General features: G+C 64.6%; 23 protein-coding genes. 16 read left to right on the top strand and 7 right to left on the bottom strand.

Going from position 1 to position 25,353, the window contains the following annotated elements:
- Positions 1 to 3: 3 nt before the first annotated feature.
- The 6 genes from MTR64_RS17765 to MTR64_RS17740 all read left to right on the top strand — a co-directional run bounded on the left by MTR64_RS17765 (position 4) and on the right by MTR64_RS17740 (position 4,807).
- Positions 4 to 1,332 carry a DUF58 domain-containing protein gene (locus MTR64_RS17765; RefSeq protein WP_243995844.1) on the top strand — a complete coding sequence of 443 codons (1,329 nt, stop codon included), beginning with the start codon at positions 4 to 6 and terminating at the stop codon, positions 1,330 to 1,332.
- Positions 1,329 to 2,384: a stage II sporulation protein M gene (locus tag MTR64_RS17760; protein ID WP_243995843.1), complete on the top strand. Its 1,056-nt coding sequence runs from the start codon at positions 1,329 to 1,331 to the stop codon at positions 2,382 to 2,384. The genes MTR64_RS17765 and MTR64_RS17760 overlap by 4 nt, the downstream gene beginning before the upstream one ends.
- Positions 2,381 to 3,298, top strand: a complete 918-nt coding sequence (locus tag MTR64_RS17755; protein WP_243995842.1) for an RDD family protein — start codon at positions 2,381 to 2,383, stop codon at positions 3,296 to 3,298. Before MTR64_RS17760 ends, MTR64_RS17755 begins: the two co-directional genes overlap by 4 nt.
- A 5-nt stretch (positions 3,299 to 3,303) precedes the next feature.
- Complete coding sequence (locus tag MTR64_RS17750) at positions 3,304 to 3,771, top strand: GNAT family N-acetyltransferase (RefSeq protein ID WP_243995841.1); 468 nt, start codon at positions 3,304 to 3,306, stop codon at positions 3,769 to 3,771.
- The gene (locus MTR64_RS17745; RefSeq protein WP_243995840.1) at positions 3,771 to 4,283 is read left to right on the top strand and encodes a GNAT family N-acetyltransferase; all 513 of its coding nucleotides are present in this window, start codon (positions 3,771 to 3,773) and stop codon (positions 4,281 to 4,283) included. Before MTR64_RS17750 ends, MTR64_RS17745 begins: the two co-directional genes overlap by 1 nt.
- A gap of 95 nt (positions 4,284 to 4,378) precedes the next feature.
- Positions 4,379 to 4,807, top strand: a complete 429-nt coding sequence (locus MTR64_RS17740; RefSeq protein ID WP_243995839.1) for an Hsp20/alpha crystallin family protein — start codon at positions 4,379 to 4,381, stop codon at positions 4,805 to 4,807.
- A gap of 63 nt (positions 4,808 to 4,870) precedes the next feature.
- On the opposite strand, the gene MTR64_RS17735 is transcribed toward MTR64_RS17740, so the two are convergent.
- The 3 genes from MTR64_RS17735 to MTR64_RS17725 all read right to left on the bottom strand — a co-directional run bounded on the left by MTR64_RS17735 (position 4,871) and on the right by MTR64_RS17725 (position 8,418).
- Positions 4,871 to 6,160 (bottom strand): cytochrome P450, encoded by a 1,290-nt coding sequence (locus MTR64_RS17735; protein ID WP_243995838.1) that lies wholly within the window; start codon positions 6,158 to 6,160, stop codon positions 4,871 to 4,873.
- A 75-nt stretch (positions 6,161 to 6,235) separates the two neighbouring features.
- Positions 6,236 to 7,258 carry a zinc transporter ZntB gene (locus MTR64_RS17730; protein WP_243995837.1) on the bottom strand — a complete coding sequence of 341 codons (1,023 nt, stop codon included), beginning with the start codon at positions 7,256 to 7,258 and terminating at the stop codon, positions 6,236 to 6,238.
- Positions 7,259 to 7,299: 41 nt separating this feature from the next.
- Positions 7,300 to 8,418: a S41 family peptidase gene (locus MTR64_RS17725; RefSeq protein WP_243995836.1), complete on the bottom strand. Its 1,119-nt coding sequence runs from the start codon at positions 8,416 to 8,418 to the stop codon at positions 7,300 to 7,302.
- A gap of 158 nt (positions 8,419 to 8,576) precedes the next feature.
- Here MTR64_RS17725 and ispG point away from each other — a divergent pair, with 158 nt between their 5' ends.
- Both ispG and MTR64_RS17715 read left to right on the top strand, forming a co-directional pair.
- On the top strand, positions 8,577 to 9,707 hold the full coding sequence (gene ispG / locus MTR64_RS17720; RefSeq protein ID WP_243995835.1) for a flavodoxin-dependent (E)-4-hydroxy-3-methylbut-2-enyl-diphosphate synthase: 1,131 nt from the start codon (positions 8,577 to 8,579) through the stop codon (positions 9,705 to 9,707).
- 47 nt (positions 9,708 to 9,754) lie between these two features.
- On the top strand, positions 9,755 to 10,288 hold the full coding sequence (locus tag MTR64_RS17715; RefSeq protein ID WP_243995834.1) for a retropepsin-like aspartic protease family protein: 534 nt from the start codon (positions 9,755 to 9,757) through the stop codon (positions 10,286 to 10,288).
- 7 nt (positions 10,289 to 10,295) lie between these two features.
- Here MTR64_RS17715 and MTR64_RS21405 read toward each other — a convergent pair whose 3' ends face one another.
- The 3 genes from MTR64_RS21405 to rpoB form a co-directional block, all read right to left on the bottom strand.
- The gene (locus MTR64_RS21405) at positions 10,296 to 10,421 is read right to left on the bottom strand and encodes a hypothetical protein (protein ID WP_268740993.1); all 126 of its coding nucleotides are present in this window, start codon (positions 10,419 to 10,421) and stop codon (positions 10,296 to 10,298) included.
- Between the two features lie 213 nt (positions 10,422 to 10,634).
- Positions 10,635 to 14,921: a DNA-directed RNA polymerase subunit beta' gene (rpoC, locus tag MTR64_RS17710; RefSeq protein WP_243995833.1), complete on the bottom strand. Its 4,287-nt coding sequence runs from the start codon at positions 14,919 to 14,921 to the stop codon at positions 10,635 to 10,637.
- Positions 14,922 to 15,001: 80 nt separating this feature from the next.
- Complete coding sequence (gene rpoB / locus MTR64_RS17705) at positions 15,002 to 19,159, bottom strand: DNA-directed RNA polymerase subunit beta (RefSeq protein WP_243995832.1); 4,158 nt, start codon at positions 19,157 to 19,159, stop codon at positions 15,002 to 15,004.
- Between the two features lie 319 nt (positions 19,160 to 19,478).
- Here rpoB and MTR64_RS17700 point away from each other — a divergent pair, with 319 nt between their 5' ends.
- The 4 genes from MTR64_RS17700 to MTR64_RS17685 all read left to right on the top strand — a co-directional run bounded on the left by MTR64_RS17700 (position 19,479) and on the right by MTR64_RS17685 (position 21,979).
- On the top strand, positions 19,479 to 20,804 hold the full coding sequence (locus MTR64_RS17700) for a hypothetical protein (RefSeq protein WP_243995831.1): 1,326 nt from the start codon (positions 19,479 to 19,481) through the stop codon (positions 20,802 to 20,804).
- Between the two features lie 184 nt (positions 20,805 to 20,988).
- Positions 20,989 to 21,165: a hypothetical protein gene (locus tag MTR64_RS17695; RefSeq protein ID WP_243995830.1), complete on the top strand. Its 177-nt coding sequence runs from the start codon at positions 20,989 to 20,991 to the stop codon at positions 21,163 to 21,165.
- A gap of 14 nt (positions 21,166 to 21,179) precedes the next feature.
- On the top strand, positions 21,180 to 21,737 hold the full coding sequence (locus tag MTR64_RS17690) for a DUF2975 domain-containing protein (protein ID WP_243995829.1): 558 nt from the start codon (positions 21,180 to 21,182) through the stop codon (positions 21,735 to 21,737).
- Positions 21,737 to 21,979, top strand: a complete 243-nt coding sequence (locus MTR64_RS17685) for a helix-turn-helix domain-containing protein (protein WP_243995828.1) — start codon at positions 21,737 to 21,739, stop codon at positions 21,977 to 21,979. The genes MTR64_RS17690 and MTR64_RS17685 overlap by 1 nt, the downstream gene beginning before the upstream one ends.
- Positions 21,980 to 22,014: 35 nt before the next feature.
- Here the strand turns inward: MTR64_RS17685 and MTR64_RS17680 are convergent, their stop codons facing one another.
- Positions 22,015 to 22,299, bottom strand: coding sequence for a hypothetical protein (locus tag MTR64_RS17680; protein WP_243995827.1), 285 nt, complete (start codon positions 22,297 to 22,299; stop codon positions 22,015 to 22,017).
- A 521-nt stretch (positions 22,300 to 22,820) separates the two neighbouring features.
- On the opposite strand from MTR64_RS17680, the gene rplJ reads away from it, so the two are divergent.
- The 4 genes from rplJ to MTR64_RS17660 all read left to right on the top strand — a co-directional run bounded on the left by rplJ (position 22,821) and on the right by MTR64_RS17660 (position 25,338).
- Positions 22,821 to 23,336 carry a 50S ribosomal protein L10 gene (rplJ, locus tag MTR64_RS17675; RefSeq protein WP_243995826.1) on the top strand — a complete coding sequence of 172 codons (516 nt, stop codon included), beginning with the start codon at positions 22,821 to 22,823 and terminating at the stop codon, positions 23,334 to 23,336.
- Between the two features lie 87 nt (positions 23,337 to 23,423).
- Positions 23,424 to 23,801, top strand: coding sequence for a 50S ribosomal protein L7/L12 (gene rplL, locus MTR64_RS17670; protein ID WP_243995825.1), 378 nt, complete (start codon positions 23,424 to 23,426; stop codon positions 23,799 to 23,801).
- A 161-nt stretch (positions 23,802 to 23,962) separates the two neighbouring features.
- Complete coding sequence (locus MTR64_RS17665; RefSeq protein ID WP_243995824.1) at positions 23,963 to 24,871, top strand: CHAD domain-containing protein; 909 nt, start codon at positions 23,963 to 23,965, stop codon at positions 24,869 to 24,871.
- On the top strand, positions 24,868 to 25,338 hold the full coding sequence (locus MTR64_RS17660) for a CYTH domain-containing protein (protein WP_243995823.1): 471 nt from the start codon (positions 24,868 to 24,870) through the stop codon (positions 25,336 to 25,338). The genes MTR64_RS17665 and MTR64_RS17660 overlap by 4 nt, the downstream gene beginning before the upstream one ends.
- The last annotated feature ends 15 nt before the right edge of the window (positions 25,339 to 25,353 follow it).

Genomic DNA, 25,353 nt, shown 5'->3' with positions numbered 1-25,353 from the left:
TTGATGAGCCTGCGCTTCGCCCCGATTGTCCCCACTGCCCGGGCTGCCACGCTGCTTGCGCTGGCGGCACCGGTGGCGCTGGTGATCGGGGCGATGCGGCCGGACGCCTGGCTGATCGCCCCATTGGCGGGGATTGCGATGTTCGCGCTGATCCTCGTCGATGCGCTGCTGGCGGGGCGGCTGGAGGATTTGCACGTCCTCGTACCGAACGATGTCGAAGTTGGGGCGGATCATGTCATGGGCGCGCAGGTGCGGCTGGCCGGTGGCCGTCCATCCGCGATGCAAGCCGCGCTGGCCTGCGATCCGCGTCTGGTGCCGGGTGGGCGGATGCTGTTCGACCTTGCGCCGCAGAACCGCGAATGGCGCGGCGAAGGGGCCTTCAGCGCCTCGCGCCGCGGAACCGGACGGGTCAGCCACACCTGGCTGCGCTGGACCGGCCCGCTGGGGCTGGGCGCGCGGCAGCTGCAGGGCGATCTCGATGAAGAGGTGCGCGTCTGGCCGAACATGGCCGCCACTCGCTCGCCCGCCTTGCAGGCGTTCCTGAAGGATGCGCAGTTCGGCCTGATCGCCCGGCGGATGCGGGGCGAGGGCACGCAGTTCGAATCGCTCGCCGAATACCAGCCCGGCATGGACCGGCGCCGCATTGACTGGAAGGCTTCGGCCCGCCACGTTCACCTCTACGCCAAGGAATACGAGACCGAGCGCAACAACCAGATCGTCTTCGCCTTCGACTGTGGCCGCGCCATGTGCGAGCCGATCGGGGGCATGCCGCGGATGGACCGTGCGGTCTCGGCGGCGCTGGCGACCGCCTATGTCGCGCTCAAGGGCGGGGACAAGGTCTCGCTGTTCGGCTTTGCCGCGCGGCCCGAAGTCTCGACGCCATTCGTGGCCGCCTCGAGCCAGTTTCACCGCCTGCAGCGTGCCGCCGCCGAACTGGAATACCGCGCCGAGGAGCCCAACTTCACGCTTGCGCTGGCGACACTGGCGGGCCGGTTGCAGCGCCGATCGCTGATCGTGGTTTTCTCGGATTTCACGGACCTTACCAGCGCCGATTTGATGATCGAGAGCATCGGCAGGCTGGTGAAGCGCCATGTCGTGCTGTTTGCCACCATGGCCGACGATGAGCTGGAAACGCTGTCCGCTGTTGCGCCCGACGATCTCGACGTGCTTTCTGAAGCCGTCTCGGCTGACCTGCTGTTGCGCCAGCGCGCGCTGGTGACCGGGCGGCTGCGGCAGCTGGGCGTCGATGTGATCGAGGCGCCGCATGACCGGATCGGGACGCGCCTGCTCGACGCCTACCTCGAAATCAAGCGATCGGGAGCGATCGGATGAACGCCGCCGTTGTCACCCCGTCCGCCATCGAGACCGCCGCGCTGCGTTCCGACCGTTTCCGTCTGGAGCGCGAGGAAGACTGGAAGCGGCTGGAGACGATTGTCACCCGCATGGAAAAGGGCCGTCTGCGCGGTATTTCCGACGAGGATCTGCTGGCCCTGCCGGGGCTCTACCGCACGGTGGCCTCCAGCCTCTCGATTGCGCGCGAGACATCGCTCGATGCCGCGACCTTGGCCTATCTGGAAGCGCTGGTGCAGCGCGCCTGGTTCGTCGTCTACGGACCGCGCTCGTCGTTGTGGGAATGGCTGCGTGGCTTCCTCGGTGGCGGCTGGAGCGCGGCGGTGCGGGCGATCTGGCTCGATGTGCTGATTGCGTTGGCGGTGATGACGGCGGGCGCCGTGGTCGGCTGGTTGCTGGTGAGCCACGATCCCGAATGGTACTTCGCGCTGGTCGGCAAGGAGATGGCGGGAGATCGCGTGCCCGGCGCCAGCGCCAAGGCTCTGCACGATACCCTGTTCGGGGCTCCGGAGAAGGATGGCCTCAGCATTTTTGCTGCGCAGTTGTTCAGCAACAACGCGCAGGTCTCGATCCTGGCCTTTGCGCTGGGGTTTGCCTTTGGCGTGCCCTCGCTGCTGTTGCTGGTGCACAACCTGGCGGTGCTCGGGGCAATGGCCTGGGTCTATCATCAGGTCGGCCTCACGCTGGACTTCGCGGGCTGGATCGCGGTGCACGGCACGACCGAGCTCTTCGCGATCCTGCTGGCGGGCGCAGCAGGCCTGCATATCGGCCGTGCGGTCGCCTTTCCCGGCAACCGTCCGGTCCTGCAGGCGACGGCCGAAGCGGGACGGCGGGCGGCGCTGGTGATGACGGGGGTGGTGCTGATGCTGGTGGTGGCCGCGCTGCTCGAAGGCTTTGCGCGCCAGCTCGTCAACGAGACCTTCGGGCGCTTCGCTATCGGCGGGTTCATGCTCCTGCTGTGGAGCACCTATTTCTTCGCATTTCGCGGCAATGCCGGGCCTCGTCCGGTGAAGCACCGGGATGCAAGCGCATGAGCGCCATGCCCACACGTCTGCGCCGGTCCGGCCGGGACCGCATGCTGGTGACGCCGGAAGGCATCGCGCTGCCGGTCGCAGTCGCCAGCCGAGGCGCACGGCTGGGGGCGCTGATGCTCGATCTGCTGATCATCGTGGTGCTGATGATCGGGTCCACGATTGCGCTGTTCTCGATCGCGGGTGGTGCGGTTTCGGCTGGGAAGGTGATGAATAGCGGGTCTGCGGCCGGGCATGCGCTGCAGTTCCTGCTGATCGTATGGATCGTGATCATGTTCTTGTTCCGCAACGCCTATTTCCTGTTCTTCGAACTGGGCGCGCGCGGTGCGACGCCGGGCAAGCGGCTCACCGGCATCCGCATCGCCGCGCGCGACGGGGGACGGCTGACAGCGGACATGGTCATCGCCCGCAATCTGCTGCGTGATATCGAGCTGTTCCTACCGATCGTGTTCCTGATGTCGGGCGGGGTAGAGAGCGGCTGGGCATGGCTGGCGGCAACCGGCTGGTTGCTCATCTTCATGCTCTTTCCGCTGTTCAACCGCGACGGGTTGCGCGCGGGCGACGTGATCGCCGGATCCTGGGTGCTGGAACGCCCGCGCCAGAAGCTGGAAGCTGCGATGTCCGTGGCACGTGAGGACGAGGGTACGCAGTTGGTGCAGCGCCAGACGTACCAGTTCGAGGACACGGAGCTTGCCGTTTACGGCGAATTCGAACTGCAGGCGCTCGAACGCGTGCTGCGCGAGAACCGGGTGGCCTCGATCGAGACGGTGTACCAGACGATCGCCGGTAAGATCGGCCGCAACGATGGCTGGAACGACGAGAAGGCGTTCCTCGAAGCTTACTACACCCAGTTGCGGGCGCGGCTGGAAAGCGGCATGCGGATGGGCCGCCGCAAGGCCGACAAGTTTGCCGAGTAACAGTGATGATCGAAAATCTCAGGATCGCGCCCGATGATCTGACGGGCGGGCCGGTGCTGGCCCTTCTGCAATTCCATCTCGGCGAGATGCACCAGTGGTCGCCTGCGTGCAGTGTCCACGCCATGCCCGCCGAACGCCTGCGCCAGCCCGATGTGCTGTTCTTTGCCGCCTGGGACGGCGACACGCTCGCGGGCTGCGGCGCCATCAAGCATCTCGATGAGGCGCACGGCGAACTGAAGTCCATGCGCGCCGCGCCGGATTATCGCGGCAAGGGCGTGGGCAAGGCGATCCTGCTGCGGCTGCTGGAGGTAGCCCGCGCACGTGGCTATACCCGCGTCAGCCTCGAAACGGGCCGCCCCGAACCGTTCCGGGCGGCGCAGAACCTCTACCTGTCGCACGGCTTTGCCGAGTGCCCGCCTTTCGGCGACTACGTTTCGGACGATTTCTCGCTATGCATGACGAAGGCCCTGTAATGAATTTACGCAATGCAACACCCGCCGATGCCGCGGCGCTTGCCGAATTGGGCACGCGGAGCTTCGTGGTGAAGTTCGGGCACCTTTACCGGCCGGAGGATCTGGAGACCTTCCTCGCCGGATCGCACACCGAAGCCAAGGCCGCGAAAGAGATCGCAGATCCACAGATGCGGGTGATGCTGGCAGAGAATGACGGCAAGCTGCTCGGCTATTGCAAGCTGGTGATGGCCTGCGGCTGGCCTGAACATGCGCGCGGGGCAAGGGTGATCGAACTCAAGCAGCTCTACACCGATCCCGAGGCGACCGGGCAGGGCATCGGCGCGCGGCTGATGGACTGGGCGCTGGAGGAAGCCGCAGGGTTCGGGGCTGATGAAATCCAGCTCTCGGTTTATTCGGACAACCCCGGGGCGCAGAAGTTCTACAGCCGCTACGGGTTCGAGAAGACCGCAGACATCTACTTCATGGTTGGCGAACAGCGCGACGAGGAGTTCCTGTTCGCGAAAGTGCTCTGACGCAGAAGGTCGTCCGGATTTGCGCTGGAGCAACGACAACCTTTCGGGAGAGTCCTACACAGGCCGGGTCTTCAATTGAGGAAGGGAGAGCGACAATGGCCAAGTTTCCTGCTCGCCGCAGTCTTTTTGACGACCTGTTCCGTGATTTCCCGTTGGGTTATTCCATCGCGCCGCTGCACGGCGATCCCTTGCCAAACCCTGGCAAGATCAAGATCGACGTGAAGGAGAAAGGCGACAACCTCGTCGTTCACGCTGAAATGCCCGGTGTCAGCAAGGACGCGATCGACGTTTCGGTCGATAACAATGTCCTGACAATCAGCGCCGAAGTCGCGCAGTACGATGCCGACGAGGAAAACGACAAGGTCATCCACTCGGAGCGCTACTATGGTGCCATCTCGCGCAGCATTGCCTTGCCCGCCGAAGTGGCGATCGATCAGGCCTCCGCAAAGTACGAAGACGGGATACTGACGCTCACGCTGCCAAAGGCCTCCAAGGAAGCCAAGACCAGGATCAGCGTCGGGTAAGCAGAACCGGCGGCTCATCCGGGACCTGCCGCAGGTGGTTCGCCAGACGGGGGCCGGGCCGCGTTACGCCGGATCGAATTCGATGTGCAGCCGCGCGATGTTGCGGAAGCTGTAGGTCGGTTCGAATTCGTAGCGGCGCACATCGCGCGGGCCGTGGTGGGCTTCGGATATGCGGATGGCGCTGGTGCGCTTGAGCAGTTCCTCGATCGCCACGCGGGCTTCCAGCCGGGCCAGCGGCGCTCCCATGCAGGCGTGACCGCCACGGCTGAACGCGAGATGGTCGCGCACGCCTTCGCGGTCGAGATCGAAGCTGTCGGGATCGGCGAACCGGCGCGGGTCGTTGCTCGCGCCGGTGAGGCTGACGTTCACCACCGTGCCTGCGGGCGTCGGCACCCCGGCGATCTCCGTTGATTGCCGGGTGAGCCGATAGACGACCTTGACCGGCGGATCGATCCGCAGCGTTTCCTCGATGAAGTCGCCGATCTTTTCCGGCTCTGCGCGCAGCCGCGCCTGAATGTCGGGGCGGTCGCCCAGCACGCGGATGGCCATGGCGATCAGCCGTGATGTGGTGTCCTGCCCGGCGCCGAACAGGAACCGTGCCATCTCCGCCAGCCGCTCGTAAGGCGGGGCGCTTCCGTCCTTGAAACGCGCCGCCGCGAGATCGCTCATCAGGTCGTCCTGCGGCTCGGCCTGCCGGGACAGGATGTAATTGTCGAAGCGCTCCTTTAGGAAGACGAGCGGGTCGGGTCCGATCTTGTGCACGGCATCGCCGTCGAGCTGGCTGGGCGGTGCGCCGAGCATCTCGAGCAATTCGGCCCGGTCAGCCATGGGGATGCCCATGATGTCGCTGATGGCGTAGGTCGAGGTGGCGTGCGCGAACTGCGTCACGACCTCGCAGCCGCTTTCGCTCTCGAACCCGTCGATCAGCCGGTTGACGAGGCCGCGCAGGTATTCCTCATTCGCCTTGAGCCGCTTGAAGGTGAGCAGCGTGGTCAGCAGCGCGCGATGCTTTGTGTGATCCTCGCCATCGAAGCAGACGAGGTGCGCGGTCCACGGCATGTGCCCGCGATGCGCTTCGAGTTGTTCGCCGATGTCGTCGCCCTCGGGCGTGAAGGGCAGCGGGGGCAGTGGCCCGAGCACCGATACGGCGGAGGAGAACGTGCCGTCGCGGCTGGTCAGGACCTCGACGGCTTCATCGAAGCCCGAGACGATCATCGAGCCGTGATAGTGCTCGCGCTGGACCGGCGCGGCTGATCGCATCTGCGCGAAATATTCGCGCGGGCAGTCAATCACGCGCGGATCGGAATAGAAATCCGGATAGCCCGGCATATTGTCGTTTGCTGTCTGCGGCACGCCTGCTCTCCCCCGGGCGTTTTTGGCAGACTGTTGACGGTGGCTGTGTGAGTCAACCGCAAAGGTTGACACGTGTCAAATCCACTTGAGCTTTCGGGCGATGAGCAGTTCCACCGCGAAGATGCCGAAGCACAGGCCAACGATGATCCAGAACCCGTGGCTGCCGGGAGTAGCCAGCGGGATATCTCCGACGTTGATGCCCAGCAGGCCGGTGATGAAGCTCAGCGGCAGGAAGATGCCCGCAACGATCGTCAGCATGTTCTGCGTGCGCTCTGTGCTGGCGGCGGCTCGGGCGCGGATGTCGTCCTGCAGCACCAGCGCGCTTTCCTTGCTGATGTCGAGATCGTCGAGATAGCGGCGCAGCCGGTCGATGGTCTCGGCGATTTCGCGCCGGTCGTGGTCTTCGAACCACGAAGGCGCATTGTTGCAGATCGCCTGCAGGGCTTCGTGCTGCGGCGACATGTGCCGCTTCAGGCCAAGGCAGTTGCGGCGGATCGTCGCGATCTTGCCCAGCACCGCGTCTGTATCGGAATCGGGATCGCGTTCTTCGAGATCGTCGATCGCCTCGTTCATGTCGATGATGGAGTGGCTCATGCGGTCGATCAGGTGCTCGGTGAGCGAGGTGATGAGCGAACCGACATCAACCGGCCCGGTGCCAGCATCCACCTCGTTACAGGTCATGCGCGGGGTCTGCAGCGGCATGCGGCGCAGCGTGACGATGCGCGTGCCGTCGCTCCACAGCTGCATCGAGAGCATATCCTCGGGTTCGGCGCCGGGGTTGAAGTTGATCCCGCGCAGTGTGGCGACGAGCGTGTCCCCGTCGCGGAAGGCGCGCGGGCGGGTGGCGTCACTGGTCAGCAGTTCGGCGGTCGACTCCGGGATTTCCAGCCAGTCCTGCAACCATTGCTGGACGCCGTCGTGCGTGCGCAGCAGGTGAATCCAGAGCACTTCGCCCTCACGGGCGGGCAGCCATTGCTGCACGTCTTCCCAAGGGATCGGCCGTCCGCCACCTTCGCCGTCGAGCACGCGCCCGAACAGCATGGGCAGTGCCTCGTTGCTCTCGTCTGTCAGCACCTCGGTCTTCATGGTGCCCTGCATGCCCGAAATCCCGGCCGGGCAAAAGGGTGTGCCGGTATGGCTCAGGAGCGCTTGCGGCGTTCCATCGGCAGGGTCGGGGCATGGGTCGCGGACAAGGCACGGGCCTTTGCGGCATCGATGCCGAGATCCTTCAGCACCCATTCGAGCGCATGCTCCTTTGGCACAGCGACGTCGGGAGCGACACCGTCTCCTTCCCAGTCCTTGCCGGTCGCCGGATCGTAAGTGCGGCCCACCGGCAGGAACGCGACGAGCCCGCCGGGCAGATCGACCTGACCGCCAAAATGGTTGGCGCCGGCGGTCGGCTCTCCCACCAGCGTGGCGCGGTGCGTTGCTTTCATGGCGAGGGCGAAGTGCTCTGCTGCCGATGCCGTTCGCGGACCGGTGAGTAAATAGACCTTGGCCCCGCGCAGCGCTGTACGGTCGTTTGGTGTCACCCAGTGTTCGCGCCGGGCCATGGTCTTGTCGGGAATGACCCGCATCGAGGCAAGCCCGGCAACGGGGGAGCCGAACTCATCCTCGGTCGCCTGACTGGTTTCCATTGTCAGCAGCCTTGTGGGCTTGGCGAAGAGCCAGGGCAGGATGGCGTCCATCTGTTCCACGCCGCCGCCATGGTGCGTGCGAATGTCGAAGATCAATGCCCGCGCCGTGGCGTGCTGGGCCATGAAATCGTTGGCCTGCTGCGTCACTGCGGGGTCGTATGGGAACTCGTTGAAGCGGATGTAGGCGATGCCGGGCGCGATCCAGCCCGGTTGCTCGATGATCGGGAAGTCCGGCGCGGGATCGGGGCGGGGCTGCGCAGCGGGTGCGGGCGGTTGTTCCTTCGGAACGAACACGCGCAGATGACCATCGGGAGAGGTCGCCTGAAGATCGCGTGTCATGGCTCTTGCCGCGGCCTCGCGGTCCGGCCCGACGTAGCGGCCCTGCGCCACGCCCTCGCGCAGCACGGCCGCATAGCGGGCGCCCGTCTCGGGGTAGATGAACATGCGTTCGAGCATCCCTGCGAGCTTGCAGGCGGCAGCGTCGGCCGAATCCTCGGCCGGCGTGGTGCAGGCAGAACCGGACTCCGCGGCGCGGGCTGCCGTGGCGACGAAAGCCGTTCCGGCCGCCAGGGCGGCGATGATCGACAGGGGGCTGATGGCGTTTTGCATGATCTTGCGCATGAGGTTTCCGGGGTTTCCTTTTCTGCAGGGATTGTGCCGTGTTTGCGGGCGAACGGGAAATGCGCCTGCCGAGCGATTGGCCGTCTTCGTCGAGGACGAAAGACGTTCGTCGGTGAAACCGGCTTCAAACCGTCGCGCCAAGCGCCTATAGGGGCGCCATGTCCTCGATCAGACCCTGGCGCGATATCGAGCGCCGCAAGAGCCGGCAGATCATGGTCGGCAGCGTGCCCGTCGGCGGCGATGCCCCGATCACGGTGCAGACCATGACCAACACCCCCACGTCCGACGCGAAGGCGACGATCGACCAGATCCGCCGCTGTGAGGAGGCCGGGGCGGACCTGATCCGTGTCTCCTGCCCCGACGTGGAGAGCACCGCTGCGTTCCGCGAGATCGTGAAGGCGGCGCAGGTACCGCTGATCGCCGACATCCATTTCCACTACAAGCGTGCACTCGAGGCGGCGGATGCGGGCGCGGCCTGCCTGCGCATCAACCCCGGCAATATCGGATCCAGCGAGCGCGTCGCCGAAGTGGTGCGTGCGGCCAAGGCCAATGGCTGCGCGATCCGCATCGGCGTGAACGCCGGAAGCCTCGAGAAAGACCTGCTCGAAAAGTACGGCGAGCCGTGCCCCGAAGCCTTGGTGGAATCGGCGCTCGATCACATCAAGCTACTGCAGGACCACGATTTCCACGAATACAAGGTGGCAGTGAAGGCTTCCGACGTGTTCCTGGCGGTCGCAGCCTATCAGGGGCTGGCCGATGCAGTGGACTGCCCCCTCCATCTCGGCATTACCGAGGCGGGAGGGCTGATCGGCGGCACCGTGAAGTCGGCGATCGGCATCGGCAATCTGCTCTGGGCCGGCATCGGCGATACCCTGCGTGTCTCGCTCTCGGCGGAGCCGGAAGAGGAAGTGCGCGTCGGCTTCGAGATCCTCAAGGCGCTGGGCCTGCGCACGCGCGGTGTGCGCGTCGTTTCGTGTCCCTCGTGTGCGCGGCAGGGCTTCGACGTGATCCGCACCGTAGAGGCGCTTGAAGCACGCCTGCAGCATATCAAGACCCCGCTCTCGCTCTCGGTCCTCGGCTGCGTCGTCAACGGCCCGGGCGAAGCGCGCGAGACCGATATCGGCGTGACTGGCGGTGGTAACGGCAAGCACATGGTCTACCTCTCGGGCGTGACCGATCACCACGTGCAAAGCGAGGACATGCTCGACCACATCGTCGCGCTGGTCGAAGCGAAGGCTGCGGAGATTGACGCAGCAGAGGCCGCGACACAAGCGGTCGCAGCGGAATAACCCGCGGCTTTAACCCGGCCTAAGCCATTGCCGCATAGGATGGCGTCATGCGCATGGGGCCTCTCATCCTGCTTGCCGGAACCCTGGCGTTCGTGGCGTGGATCGCGCCGCACCTTCCGGTTCCGGAGGGGAGTCCTGCGCCCGTGACGGCAGGACCGGCCGCTGATTCCGCACCGCAGGCACGGCAGAAGGAACCGGGCTGGGCGGGTGATGGCACCGTTCTAGAGCGCGCCGGAGACGGACATTTCTATGTGGATGCCTCGGTCGAATACCGGTCTACCCGTTTCCTCGTCGATACCGGGGCCAGCATCATCGTGCTTACGGGCAGCGATGCCCGGGCGATCGGCCTCGACTGGAACGATTCAGACCTGGCGCCCATCGGGCGAGGTGCGGGCGGCACGGTCTATGGTGTGCGGGTCCGGCTGGAGCGGGTCGAACTGGGCGGGATCGAGGTTCATGATGTCGACGCGGCGATCATTCCGCAGGGGCTCGATGTGTCGCTGCTGGGCCAGTCGTTCCTGACCCGGCTGTCCGGTGTGCGTATCGAAGGTGACCGGATGATTCTGGGCGGTGATAGCTGACGCCTGTTCAGGCGAAGCAGCCCGCAAGTCCCGCAAGGCCGGACCAGATTACGAAAGCGCTCATGCCGATGACCGAGGCCATGGCGGCCTGCGTGACTTTCGACGGGGCTGTTTCCGATTCAGGGGCAATCATTTCGGTCCGGACCTTGCGGGGAGCGGGGGGTACAGCGCAGATAAGCGCCTTTCCGTTAAAAGCCCATGAAGCTCGTCGACCGGTGTCGGGCATTGGTCGACCTGCTCGCGGTCGCGTCGGGACAACGGGTTCGCCAGCCTGAGTCGATCCTGCAAAAAGCCCCGCCGGATTACTCCGGCGGGGCTTTTTGTCCGTTTGGTAGGCTGGGGCTGATTACTCGGCCTCGTCGCCTTTCAGCAGGTAATCGCCCGCATCGGCGTCGGTGCCGTGGGTCTCACCCTCGACCGCCGCCAGCGGATCATCACCCAGATCGTCGAGCGGATCGCGGCGCAGTTCGGCTGCGCGCTCTTCTTCCGCCGAATTGGCGGCGACGATCGCGTCCTGCATCTTGCGGTAGGAAGCGCGGAGCGCGGCGTCGCGGCTGGAGGCCGCCACGCGCACGCGGTTCATGCCCGCGCCGGTGCCCGCCGGGATCAGGCGGCCGACGATGACGTTTTCCTTCAGGCCGATCAGCGAGTCCTTCTTTCCTTCGACCGCCGCCTGCGTGAGCACGCGGGTGGTTTCCTGGAACGAAGCGGCCGAGATGAACGAACGGGTCTGCAGCGAGGCCTTGGTGATGCCCAGCAGCACCGGCTTGCCTTCGGCGGGCTTCTGGCCCGGCTTCAGCTTCGCGTTGTACTCGTTCATTTCCTCGTAGTCGACCTGCTCGCCCGCCAGCAGCGTGGTGTCGCCGCCGTCGGTGATCTCGACCTTCTGCAGCATCTGGCGAACGATCACCTCGATGTGCTTGTCGTTGATCTTCACGCCCTGCAAGCGGTAGACTTCCTGGATTTCCGCCACGAGGTATTCCGCAAGCGCCTCGACACCGAGGACTTCGAGGATGTCGTGCGGATCGGGCGAACCCGAGATCAGGTTGTCGCCCTTCTTGACGAAGTCGCCTTCCTGCACGTCGATCACGCGGCTCTTCGGGATCAGGTACTCGATCGGATCGCCTTCTTCCGGGATGATCGCGATCTTGCGCTTGGCCTTGTAGTCACGCACGAACTCGATGCGGCCGGAGACCTTGGCGATGATCGAATTGTCCTTCGGCTTGCGGGCCTCGAACAGTTCGGCAACGCGCGGCAGACCGCCGGTGATGTCGCGGGTCTTGGCGGCTTCGCGCGAAGCACGGGCGATGATGTCGCCGGCCTCGACCATCTGGCCGTCCTCGACCGAGAGGGTCGCACCCGGCGCCATCATGTAGCGCGCCGCCTCGCCCGAGCTTTCGTCGAGCAGGGTGATGCGCGGACGCAGGTCTTCCTTCTTCTTCGAGCGGCTGGACGAACGGTCCTCGGTCACGACGCGGCTGGTCATGCCGGTCGCTTCGTCGACCTGCTCGGTCAGCGTGCGGGTGTCGATCAGGTCCTGATACTTCACCGTACCCGAGGTTTCGGTGATGATCGGCAGGGTAAACGGGTCCCACTCGGCCAGGCGTTCGCCTTCCTTCACCGTGGCACCGTCGGTGTGCAGCAGCACCGTACCGTAAGGCACGCGGTGCATGGCGCGCTCGCGGCCTTCGGTGTCCATCACCACCACTTCGCCGTTGCGGGCGAGCGACAGGCGGCGGCCCCGCTTGTCGACGATGGTCGGGATGTCGCGGTAGTGGACGGTACCGTCGCAGATCGATTCCAGGTGGCTGGTTTCGTTGAGCTGCGCGGCGCCGCCGATGTGGAAGGTACGCATGGTCAGCTGCGTGCCCGGTTCACCGATCGACTGCGCGGCGATGACGCCGACGGCTTCGCCGATGTTCACCGGCGTACCGCGGGCAAGGTCACGTCCGTAGCACTTCGCGCAGACGCCCTGTTCCGCCTCGCAGACCAGCGGCGAACGGATGCGCGCGGCCTGGGTGCCGGTTGCCTCGATCGCGGCCACGGCCGGCTCGTCGAGAAGCTGCCCGTTGGCAGCCACGATATTGCCTTCCTTGTCCGCGATGTCCTCGGCCAGTGTGCGGCCAAGAATACGTTCGGCCAGCGAGGCGATCACCGAACCGCCCTGCACGATCGCGCGCATTTCCAGCGCACGGTCGGTGCCGCAGTCGTCGATGACGACCACGCAGTCCTGCGACACGTCGACGAGACGGCGGGTCAGGTAACCCGAGTTCGCCGTCTTGAGCGCGGTGTCGGCCAGACCCTTGCGGGCGCCGTGGGTCGAGTTGAAGTATTCAAGAACGGTCAGACCTTCCTTGAAGTTCGAGATGATCGGCGTTTCGATGATCTCGCCCGACGGCTTGGCCATGAGGCCGCGCATGCCGCCCAGCTGCTTCATCTGTGCCGGGCTACCACGAGCACCCGAGTGGCTCATCATGTAGATCGAGTTGATCTGCGCCATGCGGCCGGTTTCGGGGTCGATCGGCTGGGCCTTCAGCTCTTCCATCATGGCGTTCGCGACCTGGTCACCGCAACGGCTCCAGGCGTCGATCACCTTGTTGTACTTTTCCTGCTGGGTGATGAGGCCGTCCTGGTACTGCTGCTCGTAGTCGGCAACCAGTTCCTTGGTCTCGCCCACCAGGGCTTCCTTCGATTCCGGAATGATCATGTCATCCTTGCCGAAGGAGATGCCGGCCTTGAACGCGTGGCGGAAGCCGAGGCTCATGATGGCGTCGGCGAACAGCACCGTGTCCTTCTGGCCGGTGTGACGGTAGACTTGGTCGATGACGTCGCCGATTTCCTTCTTGGTGAGAAGACGGTTGACGACGTCGAAGGGCACCGTGTGGCTCTTGGGCAGGCATTCGCCGATCAGCATGCGGCCCGGAGTGGTCTGGAACCGCTTCATGTACTGCTGGCCGTTTTCGTCGGTCTGCGGCACGCGGGCCTCGATCTGCGAGTGCAGCGTGACGGCGCCGACTTCGAGCGCCTGATGCACTTCAGCCATGTCGCCGAACTTCATGCCCTCGCCCGGATCGCCGGTGCGGTCCATCGACAGGTAGTAGAGGCCCAGCACCATGTCCTGCGAAGGCACGATGATCGGCTTGCCGTTGGCGGGCGAAAGGATGTTGTTGGTCGACATCATCAGCACGCGCGCTTCGAGCTGGGCTTCCAGCGAAAGCGGCACGTGGACGGCCATCTGGTCACCGTCGAAGTCGGCGTTGAAGGCCGAGCAGACGAGCGGGTGCAGCTGGATCGCCTTGCCTTCGATGAGGACCGGCTCGAACGCCTGGATGCCCAGACGGTGCAGCGTCGGCGCGCGGTTCAGCATGACCGGGTGCTCGCGAATGACTTCGTCGAGGATGTCCCAGACTTCCTTGCGTTCCTTCTCGACCCACTTCTTGGCCTGCTTCAGGGTCATAGAGAGACCCTTGGCATCGAGGCGGGCGTAGATGAACGGCTTGAACAGTTCGAGCGCCATCTTCTTCGGAAGGCCGCACTGGTGCAGCTTGAGTTCCGGACCGGTCACGATGACCGAACGGCCCGAGTAGTCGACGCGCTTGCCGAGCAGGTTCTGACGGAAGCGGCCCTGCTTGCCCTTGAGCATGTCGGACAGCGACTTCAGCGGACGCTTGTTGGCGCCGGTGATGACGCGGCCGCGGCGGCCGTTGTCGAACAGCGCGTCAACGGCTTCCTGCAGCATGCGCTTTTCGTTGCGGACGATGATGTCCGGCGCGCGCAGCTCGATCAGGCGCTTCAGGCGGTTGTTGCGGTTGATGACGCGGCGGTAAAGGTCGTTGAGATCCGACGTCGCGAAGCGGCCGCCGTCCAGCGGCACCAGCGGGCGCAGTTCGGGCGGAATGACCGGCACGACTTCGAGGATCATCCATTCGGGGCGGTTGCCCGAATCGATGAACGATTCGACGACCTTGAGGCGCTTGATGATCTTCTTGGGCTTGAGCTCCGACTTGGTCGTCTCGAGCTCCTGCAGAAGGTCGGCGCGTTCCTGTTCGAGGTCGAGCGCGATCAGCATCTGCTTGACCGCCTCGGCGCCGATCCCGGCCGAGAAGGCATCCTCGCCGTATTCGTCCTGCGCGTCGAGCAGTTCGTCTTCGGTGAGCAGCTGGTACTTCTCGAGCGGGGTCAGGCCCGGCTCGATGACGATGTAGCTTTCGAAGTAGAGCACGCGCTCAAGCTGCTTGAGCTGCATGTCGAGCAGCAGGCCGATGCGCGAGGGCAGCGACTTGAGGAACCAGATGTGCGCGACCGGTGCGGCCAGCTCGATGTGGCCCATGCGCTCGCGGCGCACCTTGGTGACGGTAACTTCGACGCCGCACTTTTCGCAGACGACGCCCTTGTACTTCATGCGCTTGTACTTGCCGCAAAGGCACTCGTAGTCCTTCACCGGGCCGAAGATGCGTGCGCAGAACAGGCCGTCACGCTCGGGCTTGAACGTGCGGTAGTTGATCGTTTCCGGCTTCTTGATCTCGCCGAAGGACCACGAACGGATACGCTCGGGGCTCGCGAGGCCGATCTGGATCTGGTCGAAGGTTTCGGGCTTCGCCATCTGGTTCGTGAACTTGGTCAGGTCGTTCATAGTTCAATTCCCATTGAAGGGTGAATTCGTCGGAGCGGAAAGGGAGGGCGGCCGCGCTGCGGCGGACCGCCCGTTCCCTGTTACTCCGCAGCCTCGGGCAGCATGTCGCCGTCCTCGTCGTCGTCGAGGCTCTTGAGCTCGACGTTGAGGCCCAGCGAGCGCATTTCCTTGACGAGAACGTTGAAGCTCTCGGGAATGCCGGCCTCGAAGGTGTCGTCGCCCTTGACGATCGCTTCGTAGACCTTGGTGCGGCCGACCACGTCGTCCGATTTCACCGTCAGCATTTCCTGCAGGGTGTAGGCTGCGCCGTAGGCCTGGAGCGCCCAGACCTCCATTTCACCGAAGCGCTGGCCGCCGAACTGCGCCTTACCGCCCAGCGGCTGCTGGGTGACGAGCGAGTAGGGGCCGATCGAACGGGCGTGGATCTTGTCGTCGACAAGGTGGTGCAGCTTGAGCACGTACTTGTAGCCGACCGTCACCTTGCGGTCGAAGCGGTCGCCGGTGCGGCCGTCGAAGAGGTCCACCTGGCCCGATTCGTCGAGCCCGGCGAGACGCAGCATGGCCGAAACGTCGGCTTCCACCGCGCCGTCGAACACCGGAGTGCCCATCGGCACGCCCTTGCGCACGTTCTGGGCGAGTTCGACGATCTGCTCGGGCGTGCGAGCGGCGATATCTTCGGCGTAGTTCTCGCCGTAGATCTCCTGCAGCACTTCCTTGACCGCTTCGGGCGGCTCGCCCGCGACCGGATCGGGGTTGGCGGCGCGCCATGCGTCGAGCGCGTCACCGACCTTGCGGCCCAGACCGCGCGCGGCCCAGCCCAGGTGGGTTTCGAAGATCTGCCCGACGTTCATGCGCGAAGGCACGCCCAGCGGGTTGAGCACGAAGTCGACCGGGGTACCGTCCGCGAGGAAGGGCATGTCTTCCTGCGGCAGGATGCGGCTGATGATACCCTTGTTGCCGTGACGGCCGGCCATCTTGTCGCCCGGCTGCAGCTTGCGCTTCACCGCGACGAAGACCTTGACCATCTTGAGCACGCCGGGTGCCAGCTCGTCGCCGCGCTCCAGCTTTTCCTTGCGGTCCTCGAACTTCTCCTGGATCGCCTTGACGGTAAGGTCGTACTGCGACTTCACCGCTTCGAGCTGGCCCTGCATGTGGTCGTCCGCGACGGCGAACTTCCACCATTCGTGCTTCTCGGCTTCGGCGAGCACCTCGTCGGTGATCTCCACGCCCTTCTTGATGCCCTTGGGGGCCGAAGCGGCGACCTGGCCGAGCAGCATTTCCTGCAGACGGTTGTAGGTCGCACGGTTGAGGATCGCGCGTTCGTCCTCACGGTCCTTGGCGAGGCGTTCGATTTCCTCGTTCTGGATTGCGCGGGTACGGTCGTCGATTTCGATACCGTGGCGGTTGAACACGCGCACGTCGACGATGGTGCCCGAAACGCCCGGGGGCAGGCGGAGCGAGGTGTCGCGCACGTCACTGGCCTTTTCGCCGAAGATGGCGCGCAGGAGCTTTTCTTCCGGCGTCATCGGGCTTTCGCCCTTGGGCGTGATCTTGCCGACCAGGATGTCACCCGGGTGCACTTCGGCGCCGATGTAGACGATGCCCGCCTCGTCGAGGTTGCGCAGGGCTTCCTCGCCGACGTTCGGGATGTCGCGGGTGATGTCTTCCGGACCCAGCTTGGTATCGCGGGCCATGACCTCGAACTCGTCGATGTGGATCGAGGTGAAGACGTCGTCCTTCACGATCCGCTCGGAGATGAGGATGGAGTCCTCGTAGTTGTAGCCGTTCCAGGGCATGAACGCGACGAGCACGTTGCGGCCCAGCGCCAGCTCGCCCAGTTCGGTCGAAGGGCCGTCGGCGATGGTGTCGCCCTGGCGCACCACGTCGCCCACCTTCACCAGCGGGCGCTGGTTGATGCAGGTCGACTGGTTCGAACGCTCGAACTTCTGCAGGCGATAGATGTCGACGCCCGACTTGCCCGGCTCGATGTCGCCCGAGGCGCGGATGACGATACGGGTCGCGTCGACCTGGTCAACCACGCCGGCGCGGAGGGCCGAGATGGCGGCGCCGGAATCGCGGGCCACGGTCTCTTCCATGCCGGTGCCGACCAGCGGAGCGTCGGCCTTGACCAGCGGCACGGCCTGACGCTGCATATTCGAGCCCATGAGAGCGCGGTTGGCGTCGTCGTTTTCCAGGAACGGAATGAGCGAGGCGGCGACCGAGACGAGCTGCTTGGGCGAAACGTCCATCAGCGTGATCTGGTCGCTGGGGCTCATCACGAATTCGCCGTTCTGGCGAGCCGAGATGAGGTCTTCCACGAACTTGCCGTCCGAGTTGAGCATGGCCGACGCCTGAGCGACGGTGTGCTTCTGCTCTTCCATGGCCGAGAGGTAGATCACCTCGCCGGTCACGGTGCCGTCGATCACCTTGCGGTACGGGGTTTCGATGAAGCCGTACTTGTTGACGCGGGCGAAGGTTGACAGCGAGTTGATCAGACCGATGTTCGGGCCTTCCGGCGTTTCAATCGGGCAGATGCGGCCGTAGTGGGTCGGGTGAACGTCGCGGACTTCGAAGCCGGCGCGCTCACGGGTCAGACCGCCCGGGCCAAGCGCCGAAACGCGGCGCTTGTGGGTGACTTCCGAAAGCGGGTTGGTCTGGTCCATGAACTGCGAGAGCTGCGAGGAACCGAAGAACTCGCGAACGGCGGCCACGGCGGGCTTGGCGTTGATGAGGTCGTTCGGCATCACGGTCGAGACGTCGACCGAGCTCATGCGTTCCTTGACGGCGCGCTCCATGCGCAGCAGGCCGACACGGTACTGGTTCTCGAGCAGCTCGCCCACCGAACGAACGCGGCGGTTGCCGAGGTTGTCGATGTCGTCGATTTCGCCCTTGCCGTCCTTGAGGTTCACCAGCTCCTTGACCACGGCGAGGATGTCCTCGACGCGCAGGGTGGTGACGGTGTCCTCGGCATCAAGGCCCAGGCGCATGTTGAGCTTGACGCGGCCGACGGCCGAAAGGTCGTAGCGGTCACCGTCGAAGAACAGGCCGTCGAACAGGGCTTCGGCGGTTTCCTTCGTCGGCGGTTCGCCGGGACGCATCACCTTGTAGATGGACTCGAGGCCCATCTCGCGGTTTTCGGCCTTGTCGGCCTTCATGGTGTTGCGGATCCACGGACCAGTGTTGATGTCGTCGATGTCGAGCAGGTCGAGCTGGTCGATACCGGCGTGATCCAGCGCCTCGAGGTTTTCCGGCGTCACTTCGTCGCCGGCCTCGATCCAGATGCGGCCGGTCGATTCGTCGATCAGGTCGCGCGCAGAGTAGCGGCCGAAGATTTCCTCGGTCGGGATGAGGAGTTCCTCAAGGCCGTCCTTCTGGGCCTTGTTGGCGGCGCGGGGGCTGATCTTGTGACCGGCGCCGAACACGACTTCGCCCGACTTGGCATCGACGATGTCGAACGCGGGCTTCGCGCCGCGCCATGCTTCCGGCACATAGGGAAGGCGCCAGCCGCCTTCACCGCGCTGCCAGGTCACGGTCTCGTAGAAGTAGTCGAGGATCTGCTCGCTATCGAGGCCGAGGGCATAGAGCAGCGAGGTGACCGGCAGCTTGCGCTTGCGGTCGATACGCACGTTGACGATGTCCTTGGCGTCGAACTCGAAGTCCAGCCAGGAACCGCGGTACGGAATCACGCGGGCCGCGAAGAGGAACTTGCCCGAGGAGTGCGTCTTGCCGCGGTCATGGTCGAACAGCACGCCCGGCGAACGGTGCATCTGCGAGACGATCACGCGTTCGGTGCCGTTGATGAAGAAGGTGCCGTTCTCGGTCATGAGCGGCATGTCGCCCATGTAGACGTCCTGCTCCTTGATATCGAGGACCGAGCGGGTCTCGGTCTCGGCATCGACCTCGAACACGATCAGGCGCAGCGTGACCTTCATCGGGGCGGCGTAAGTGATGCCGCGCTGGCGGCATTCGGTCACGTCGTACTTCGGGTCTTCCAGCTCGTAGTGGACGAAGTCCAGTTCGCTGGTGCCGGCGAAGTCGCGGATCGGGAACACCGAGCGCAGCGTCTTTTCGAGGCCCGAAACATAGCCCACCGAAGGATCCGAGCGCAGGAACTGCTCGTAGCTCTCGCGCTGCACTTCGATGAGGTTGGGCATCTGGACGACTTCGTGGATGTCGCCGAAAATCTTGCGGATGCGCTTCTTGGCAGAGCGTCCGTTTTCGAGGGGCTTGGTCGCCATGTGGGTCTGTTGCCTCTTCGCTTCTCAAATGGACCGATTCGCGATGAATGGTCCGAAAAATTTCGTCTTCGCGAGGACGATTCCTCCGCCGTGAAGCGGATCACCGGAAACACCAAAAGGCCGCCGGCATGCACGGAAACCCTTGGGAAAGGTTCGATGCGGCCTGCAGCCTGATGCGTCAGATGAATACCCGGATCGCTTCCTTCCCGGGCGTGTCCCCGCGCATGGACCCGCCTTGCTCGAAGCGCCGAGCGAACGGGCCATATAGGATCGCACCCGCGGCGTGTCAAACCGGTGTGGCATGGGATAAGCCTGCGCCATGACCATTCCGCAACCCTTACCCGAACCCGTCTTCCTTGACCGTGCCCCGGGCGATGCGACCGGCGTTATTATCCCGGCGCATGGGGACGCTCTGCGCGAGGATGGGGCGGCCTGGCTGACCGCCGCCTTCCGGCGCTTCGGGTCGCTGGGCGAGGACAACCATGTCGCGCGCATCGACCGGTTCGAGCGCTGCCCCGGGGGCAGCACCGGCGCCAAGTTCCTGCTCGATGTCGAATATGCGCGGTCCGCCCCGGGATTGCACACGGCCCTGTTCGTGAAGTTCTCGCGCGATTTCGCCGACCGGCGGCGCGATCATCCGGGGCGCTATGAAATGGCCAGCGAGGCCCCGTTCATGGCCCTTGCGCGCCAGCCCGGATTTCCGGTGGCGGTGGCCGAACCGCTCTTTGCGGACTACGAGCAGGCGACCGGCACCGGGATCGTCATCACCGAGCGCATCGCCTTCGGGCAGACGGTGGACGGTCGCACCATCGAGCAGCACCGGGCCAAGACACTCGATTTTCAGACAATGGACGATCCGCTCCCCTATTACCGCGCGACCGTCACGGCGCTGGCGCGGCTGGCCGGGGCGCACAGGGCGGGCCGCCTCTCGCCGGACATCGACGCGTGTTTTCCCTGGAACCCGACGACGGGCAGCGCCGATGCGATCCGTCAGGGCAAGGCCGGGCTGCAGGCGGAATTGGCCTATGCCCGCAGCTTCGTGGAACGGGCACCGCAGCATTTCCCCGCGCCTGTTCGCGCGCCGGCGTTTTTGGACCGGCTGCACAGCGAGGCCATGATGGTGCTGGACCGCCAGCAGGCGGTGCAGGCCTATCTGACCGGCAATCCCGGCATGATCGCGCTCAACCACTGGAACGCGCATATCGACAACGCCTTTTTCTGGCGTGAGGGCGCCGCCGTGCTGCGTTGCGGGTTCATCGACTGGGGTCGGGTTGGGCAGATCACGCTGGGAGCCGCGTTATGGGGCGGCCTCTCGGCGGCTCACCACGCCATATGGGACGATCACCTCGATGATCTGCTCGGCCTGTTCGTGGAGGAATACCGGTCCGGCGGGGGCCCCACGATCACGGCGGCCGAACTGGAAAACCACCTGATGGTTCATATTGCCGCCATGGGTGTGGCGCGCGTTCTGGCCTTCCCGGAAATCATCGCCTTCCGGCTGCCGGGCATTTTCGAGGCGAGCGGGCCGCGCGATCCGGCGGTGCTGGCGATCGAGCCTGCGCGCAACTGCCTTCATGTGCTCACCGTCTTTCTCAAGCTCTGGGAAGGGCGCGGGCTGGGGGAGCGCGTCGCCCGGCTTGGCTGACGGCGCGGCAGGTTCGTGCGTAATTCAGCCGGGTTTGGCGGTGCTTCCACTCCCGTCCTGCTTCGTTGGCAGGCGTCCTGATCGCAAAACGATCAGGAGTATATCGTTTTACGATATTATCGTTTGACAATAAGCCGGTTCGGTTTTATTGAATTTCGATATGACGTATATCGGAGAACGTGAAATGACCCATCAAGAGACCCAACGCACCTTCCGCCCCTTCGCGGTCGTCCTGGCCGTCGCGGCTGTGATGACCTTCTGGATCCCCACCGTGACCACGCCCGCTCACAGCCAGGCTCCTGCCGCATCGGCAGTCGTGGTCGTGGCTGCGCCGGGTGCCTATGCCCCGGTCCTGATGTGACGGGAGGACAGCGCATGACGTCTATCACGCGTGACCCGTTGCTGGCCGCAGCCAAGGGCATTCTGTGGTTCCTGATGGGGGTCATGGTAGTCGGTGCAACTGCCTGCCTCGCAGGCATCCCGATCATGCTCGTCCTGCGCGGAAAGATCATGGCAGAGCTTGCCACCCAGGCCCCCGGACTGGTGTTTGGCCAGTTCTACATGGCCATTGTCGCGCTTTGCCTGCTGGGTGCCGGCTTACTGGTGTTACTGTTCCGGATCTTCCAGCTGCTCAAGCAGATCGTGGGCACGGTCGGGGAGGGTGATCCCTTCGTACCGGAAAATGCGCGGCGGCTGACCCGGATGGCATGGCTGACGCTGGCGGTGCAGATCATCGCGCTGCCGATTACCGGCATCGCCACCTGGATTCACAAGCTGACCGAAGGCGTTCGCGACAGCGCGATTGACGTTCGCGTCGAAGTCGATGGCGGCTTCAATGGCAACGGCCTGCTGCTCATGCTCATTCTGTTCATCCTCGCCCGCGTGTTCCGCAAGGGGGCCGAGATGCGCGCCGAACTCGAAGGAACCGTTTGATGAGCGCGGACTCTGCAGAAACAGAAGGAACCAGGATCGTGGTGAAGCTCGATGACCTGCTCTATGCCCGCCGCATGACGCTTACCGAACTGGCCGAGCGCATCGGCATCACACTGGCCAATCTCTCGATCCTCAAGACCGGCAAGGCCAAGGCGATCCGTTTTTCGACGCTGGAGGCGATCTGCCGCGAACTCGATTGCCAGCCCGGTGATCTGCTCGGTTATCAGGCTGCCGCCGAATAGCGCAGCAGCATCCGGCCGGGGCAGAACAAGGGCTTTCAGACTGTGAAGTCGAAGAGCGCCCCTTTCTCGTCGAGCGGGTCGTCGGAATAGGCCCTTGCGATGATCTGCGCTGCCGCCTGTTCCCAGTCCAGCCGCAACTGCGCTTCAGCATCGTGATCGGTGACAGTGTTGCGGGCGAAGAACATCGGCTTGAAGCCTTTGGAATCTTCGGGTCCGAAACGCTTGGAGGACGCAGCGCGATTGCCCGCTACGGGTATCGCCCTGGGATACGCCACGCCGCCGATGGAAAAGGGAACGGGCTGGTATCTGACCGACTGCATACGAACCGCCTCCTGGCTGTCCATGCCCCCCGTAAGACAAGCAAGCTGACACAGCCGCGTTAACGCAATATGAGGGTAATGATACGTAAAATCACGCAATCAAATCATGGGCGTGAACGGCATAATGCCGCCGCACGGCAATCCGCCAGCGTCTTTGCGCCTGGAAACCGCGCTGAAAGCACGCTTTGCCCACGCCTCGCGGCTTGACTCTTTGCACGGTTTCCGCCAATGGCCCGCTCCGACCGGCAGGCCCGAGCAATCGCAGCCTTGCCGATCATCCGTCCGAGACAGCTGCTGGGGGTTTCCCTCTTAATTTGCAGCCTAGACGGGGAACAGGAAATTTTCCGGCCCCTCGCTCCTGATGAAGCGTGGTGCCAACCTCGCGTTCCGGCGCGAAACTCCTTCCCCTTCGAACGGACTCGCCCGTGGTGCACGGCCTGATTGCAGGTTGGTGCCATGGACAAACGTAGCCGGCCGTGCGGGGCATCTGTCCCAAGCGGTCACATGTGAAGGAGTAAGGCATGGATCGTTCGCAGAAAGCCGATTCGGTCGCCCAGCTCAACGCGGTCTTCAACGAGGTCGGCGTGGTGGTCGTCACCCGCAACCTCGGCATGACGGTGGCTCAGTCCACTGCCCTGCGCACGAAGATCCGTGAAGCCGGCGCGACTTACAAGGTTGCGAAGAACCGTCTTGCCAAGATTGCCATCGCGGATACCGACTATGCCGGTATCGGCGACTTCCTGACCGGCCCGACGGCCATCGCCACTTCGGTGGACCCCGTCGCTGCCGCCAAGGCTGTCGTCGAATTCGCCAAGACGACCGACAAGATCGAGATCGTCGGCGGCGCGATGGGCGCAAACGTTCTGACCCCCGAAGGTGTCAAGGCTCTCGCCACGATGCCCTCGCTCGACGAACTGCGCGCCAAGCTTATCGGCCTCGTCCAGGCTCCGGCCACGAAGATCGCCCAGCTGTCGACCGCTCCGGCGGCCAAGCTGGCCCGTGTCTTCGGCGCCTACGCCGCGAAGGACGCTGCCTGAGCCGCAGCTCGGTAACACGTTTCGAAACGATTTATCCCGGTTTGCGGCATGAGGCCCGCCGGGACCACAGATCAGGAGTAAAGTATCATGGCCGATATCGCCAAGCTTGTTGAAGAACTGTCGCAGCTGACCGTCCTCGAGGCCGCTGACCTCGCCAAGGCCCTGGAAGAAGCATGGGGCGTTTCCGCCGCTGCTGCCGTGGCCGTTGCCGCTCCCGCCGGTGGCGGTGAAGCCGCTGCCGCTGCTGAAGAGAAGACCGAATTCGACGTCATCCTGACCGGTGACGGCGGCAAGAAGATCCAGGTCATCAAGGAAGTCCGCGCCATCACCGGCCTGGGCCTCGCTGAAGCCAAGGCTCTCGTTGAAGGCGCCCCGAAGGCCGTCAAGGAAGGCGTCAACAAGGCTGAAGCCGAAGAAATCAAGAAGAAGATCGAGGAAGCCGGCGGCACCGTCGAGCTCAAGTAATCTTTTTCCGGTTCTTCACCGGACGAAAAAGGGAAAGGGCGGCTCCACCGGGGCCGCCCTTTTTCGTTGCAAGTGTTCCACCTCGTCAGAGGCATTGCAATGACGTGACAAGCTGGGCCATGGTCCTGACCGTGTAACCAGATCGCCTTCTTGGGGCACCGATGGCCTACCGTTTCAGAAACAGTGACCGTACAGTGAAGCTGGGGCTGCACCGGATTGCCCGCGAACAGATCGACGGTGCTCTTTCGGCCATCGCCGGCAGGCCTCGCGACAAGGCCATTCACGAGGTGCGGAAGGCCTGCAAGAAGCTGCGCGCGCTGCTCCGGATCGTGCGCTCCGGTTTCCCGGACTATACTTACGAGAACGCGGCGTTCCGCGACATTGCACGCCTGCTGGCCTTCACGCGCGATGCCCGGGTGCTGCTGGATACGTGTGACGTGCTGCTGGCCAGTGTGCCGGAAGACGTCGACCGTGCCAGCATACTCGGTCTGCGTGAGCAATTCGCGGACGAAATGGCGCAGGTCGCGATGGGCGAAGCTGCCGAGGCGCGGCTCGAGCAGGCGCGGGCGTTGCTGGCGATGGTGCGGGAACGGATACCCGGCTGGACGCTCGACGAAGAGGACTGGGACGCGCTTGGCCCCGGACTGGGCCGGGTTCTCCGGCAAGCGGACAAGGCCTGGCGTGCGGCTGCGCGCGAGCCGGATGCCATGCATTTTCATGAACTTCGCAAGCGCATGAAATATCATTGGTATCATACCCGATTGCTGGTGCCGGTCTGGCCCGTGATGATGCAGCCGCGTGCGGCGGAACTGGGCCGCCTTGCCGATCTGCTGGGCCTGCATCACGATCTCTGTGTGCTGGAAGAGCGGCTGGGCGGGTTTGTGCCGGGCACGCGGTATGACAAGTCGGCGGCCACCCTGCGCGGGCTCGCGGCGGACCGGCGCAAGCAGATGGAGCGGGACACCGCTCCCCTTGTCGGACGGCTTCTGGCGCAGGAAGCGGACGCCCTGGTGGATCACTGGCACAGGCTGTGGGACATCTGGCGGACGCAGGGACGGCATTCGGCATGATTTTGGAGATCGAGCGCAAGTTTCTTGTTTCCGGCGACGCCTGGCGTTCGCAGGTGTCCGGTGCCCGGCGCATACGGCAGGCCTATCTTGCGAACGGCGGCACAACGAGCGTGCGCGTCCGGGTGATCGACGGGAGCAGTGCGAAGCTCACCGTCAAGGGTGCAGCGCGGGCCGACGGACCGGCGCTGTCACGTCCTGAATTCGAATATGCCATTCCCGTCGCGGATGCGCTGGCGATGATGGAGATGCGCAACGGCCGGATCGTCGAGAAGACTCGCTATCTGGTGCCCGCAGGAGCCGGGCGGACCTGGGAAGTGGACGTCTTTACCGGCGCTCTGGAAGGCCTTGTCCTCGCGGAGATCGAACTGGAACGTCCGGATGAGGAGGTTGCGCTGCCCGATTGGCTGGGTCGGGAAGTGACCGGCGATCCGCGGTACGGCAATATGGCGCTCGCTCTGGAGGCCTGACCAGCCCGGCCGGCA

The sequence above is a fragment of the Novosphingobium album (ex Hu et al. 2023) genome, from assembly GCF_022832385.1.
Lineage (GTDB): Bacteria > Pseudomonadota > Alphaproteobacteria > Sphingomonadales > Sphingomonadaceae > Novosphingobium > Novosphingobium album.
Note: the sequence above shows the minus strand (reverse complement) of the source record. Positions and strands in the feature narration are given on the sequence as shown.

Excerpts from the sequence above, each read along its gene's own strand:
- MTR64_RS17665 (WP_243995824.1), top strand. The coding sequence starts at position 23,963 with ATGGCCTACCGTTTCAGAAACAGTGACCGTACAGTGAAGCTGGGGCTG.
- MTR64_RS17690 (WP_243995829.1), top strand. The coding sequence starts at position 21,180 with ATGACGTCTATCACGCGTGACCCGTTGCTGGCCGCAGCCAAGGGCATT.
- MTR64_RS17760 (WP_243995843.1), top strand. The coding sequence starts at position 1,329 with ATGAACGCCGCCGTTGTCACCCCGTCCGCCATCGAGACCGCCGCGCTG.
- rpoB (WP_243995832.1), bottom strand. The coding sequence starts at position 19,159 with ATGGCGACCAAGCCCCTCGAAAACGGACGCTCTGCCAAGAAGCGCATC.
- ispG (WP_243995835.1), top strand. The coding sequence starts at position 8,577 with ATGTCCTCGATCAGACCCTGGCGCGATATCGAGCGCCGCAAGAGCCGG.
- MTR64_RS21405 (WP_268740993.1), bottom strand. The coding sequence starts at position 10,421 with ATGATTGCCCCTGAATCGGAAACAGCCCCGTCGAAAGTCACGCAGGCC.
- MTR64_RS17745 (WP_243995840.1), top strand. The coding sequence starts at position 3,771 with ATGAATTTACGCAATGCAACACCCGCCGATGCCGCGGCGCTTGCCGAA.
- MTR64_RS17750 (WP_243995841.1), top strand. The coding sequence starts at position 3,304 with ATGATCGAAAATCTCAGGATCGCGCCCGATGATCTGACGGGCGGGCCG.
- rplJ (WP_243995826.1), top strand. The coding sequence starts at position 22,821 with ATGGATCGTTCGCAGAAAGCCGATTCGGTCGCCCAGCTCAACGCGGTC.
- MTR64_RS17725 (WP_243995836.1), bottom strand. The coding sequence starts at position 8,418 with ATGCGCAAGATCATGCAAAACGCCATCAGCCCCCTGTCGATCATCGCC.
- MTR64_RS17700 (WP_243995831.1), top strand. The coding sequence starts at position 19,479 with ATGACCATTCCGCAACCCTTACCCGAACCCGTCTTCCTTGACCGTGCC.
- MTR64_RS17765 (WP_243995844.1), top strand. The coding sequence starts at position 4 with ATGAGCCTGCGCTTCGCCCCGATTGTCCCCACTGCCCGGGCTGCCACG.
- rplL (WP_243995825.1), top strand. The coding sequence starts at position 23,424 with ATGGCCGATATCGCCAAGCTTGTTGAAGAACTGTCGCAGCTGACCGTC.
- MTR64_RS17755 (WP_243995842.1), top strand. The coding sequence starts at position 2,381 with ATGAGCGCCATGCCCACACGTCTGCGCCGGTCCGGCCGGGACCGCATG.
- rpoC (WP_243995833.1), bottom strand. The coding sequence starts at position 14,921 with ATGAACGACCTGACCAAGTTCACGAACCAGATGGCGAAGCCCGAAACC.
- MTR64_RS17685 (WP_243995828.1), top strand. The coding sequence starts at position 21,737 with ATGAGCGCGGACTCTGCAGAAACAGAAGGAACCAGGATCGTGGTGAAG.
- MTR64_RS17660 (WP_243995823.1), top strand. The coding sequence starts at position 24,868 with ATGATTTTGGAGATCGAGCGCAAGTTTCTTGTTTCCGGCGACGCCTGG.
- MTR64_RS17680 (WP_243995827.1), bottom strand. The coding sequence starts at position 22,299 with ATGCAGTCGGTCAGATACCAGCCCGTTCCCTTTTCCATCGGCGGCGTG.
- MTR64_RS17695 (WP_243995830.1), top strand. The coding sequence starts at position 20,989 with ATGACCCATCAAGAGACCCAACGCACCTTCCGCCCCTTCGCGGTCGTC.
- MTR64_RS17730 (WP_243995837.1), bottom strand. The coding sequence starts at position 7,258 with ATGCAGGGCACCATGAAGACCGAGGTGCTGACAGACGAGAGCAACGAG.
- MTR64_RS17740 (WP_243995839.1), top strand. The coding sequence starts at position 4,379 with ATGGCCAAGTTTCCTGCTCGCCGCAGTCTTTTTGACGACCTGTTCCGT.
- MTR64_RS17715 (WP_243995834.1), top strand. The coding sequence starts at position 9,755 with ATGCGCATGGGGCCTCTCATCCTGCTTGCCGGAACCCTGGCGTTCGTG.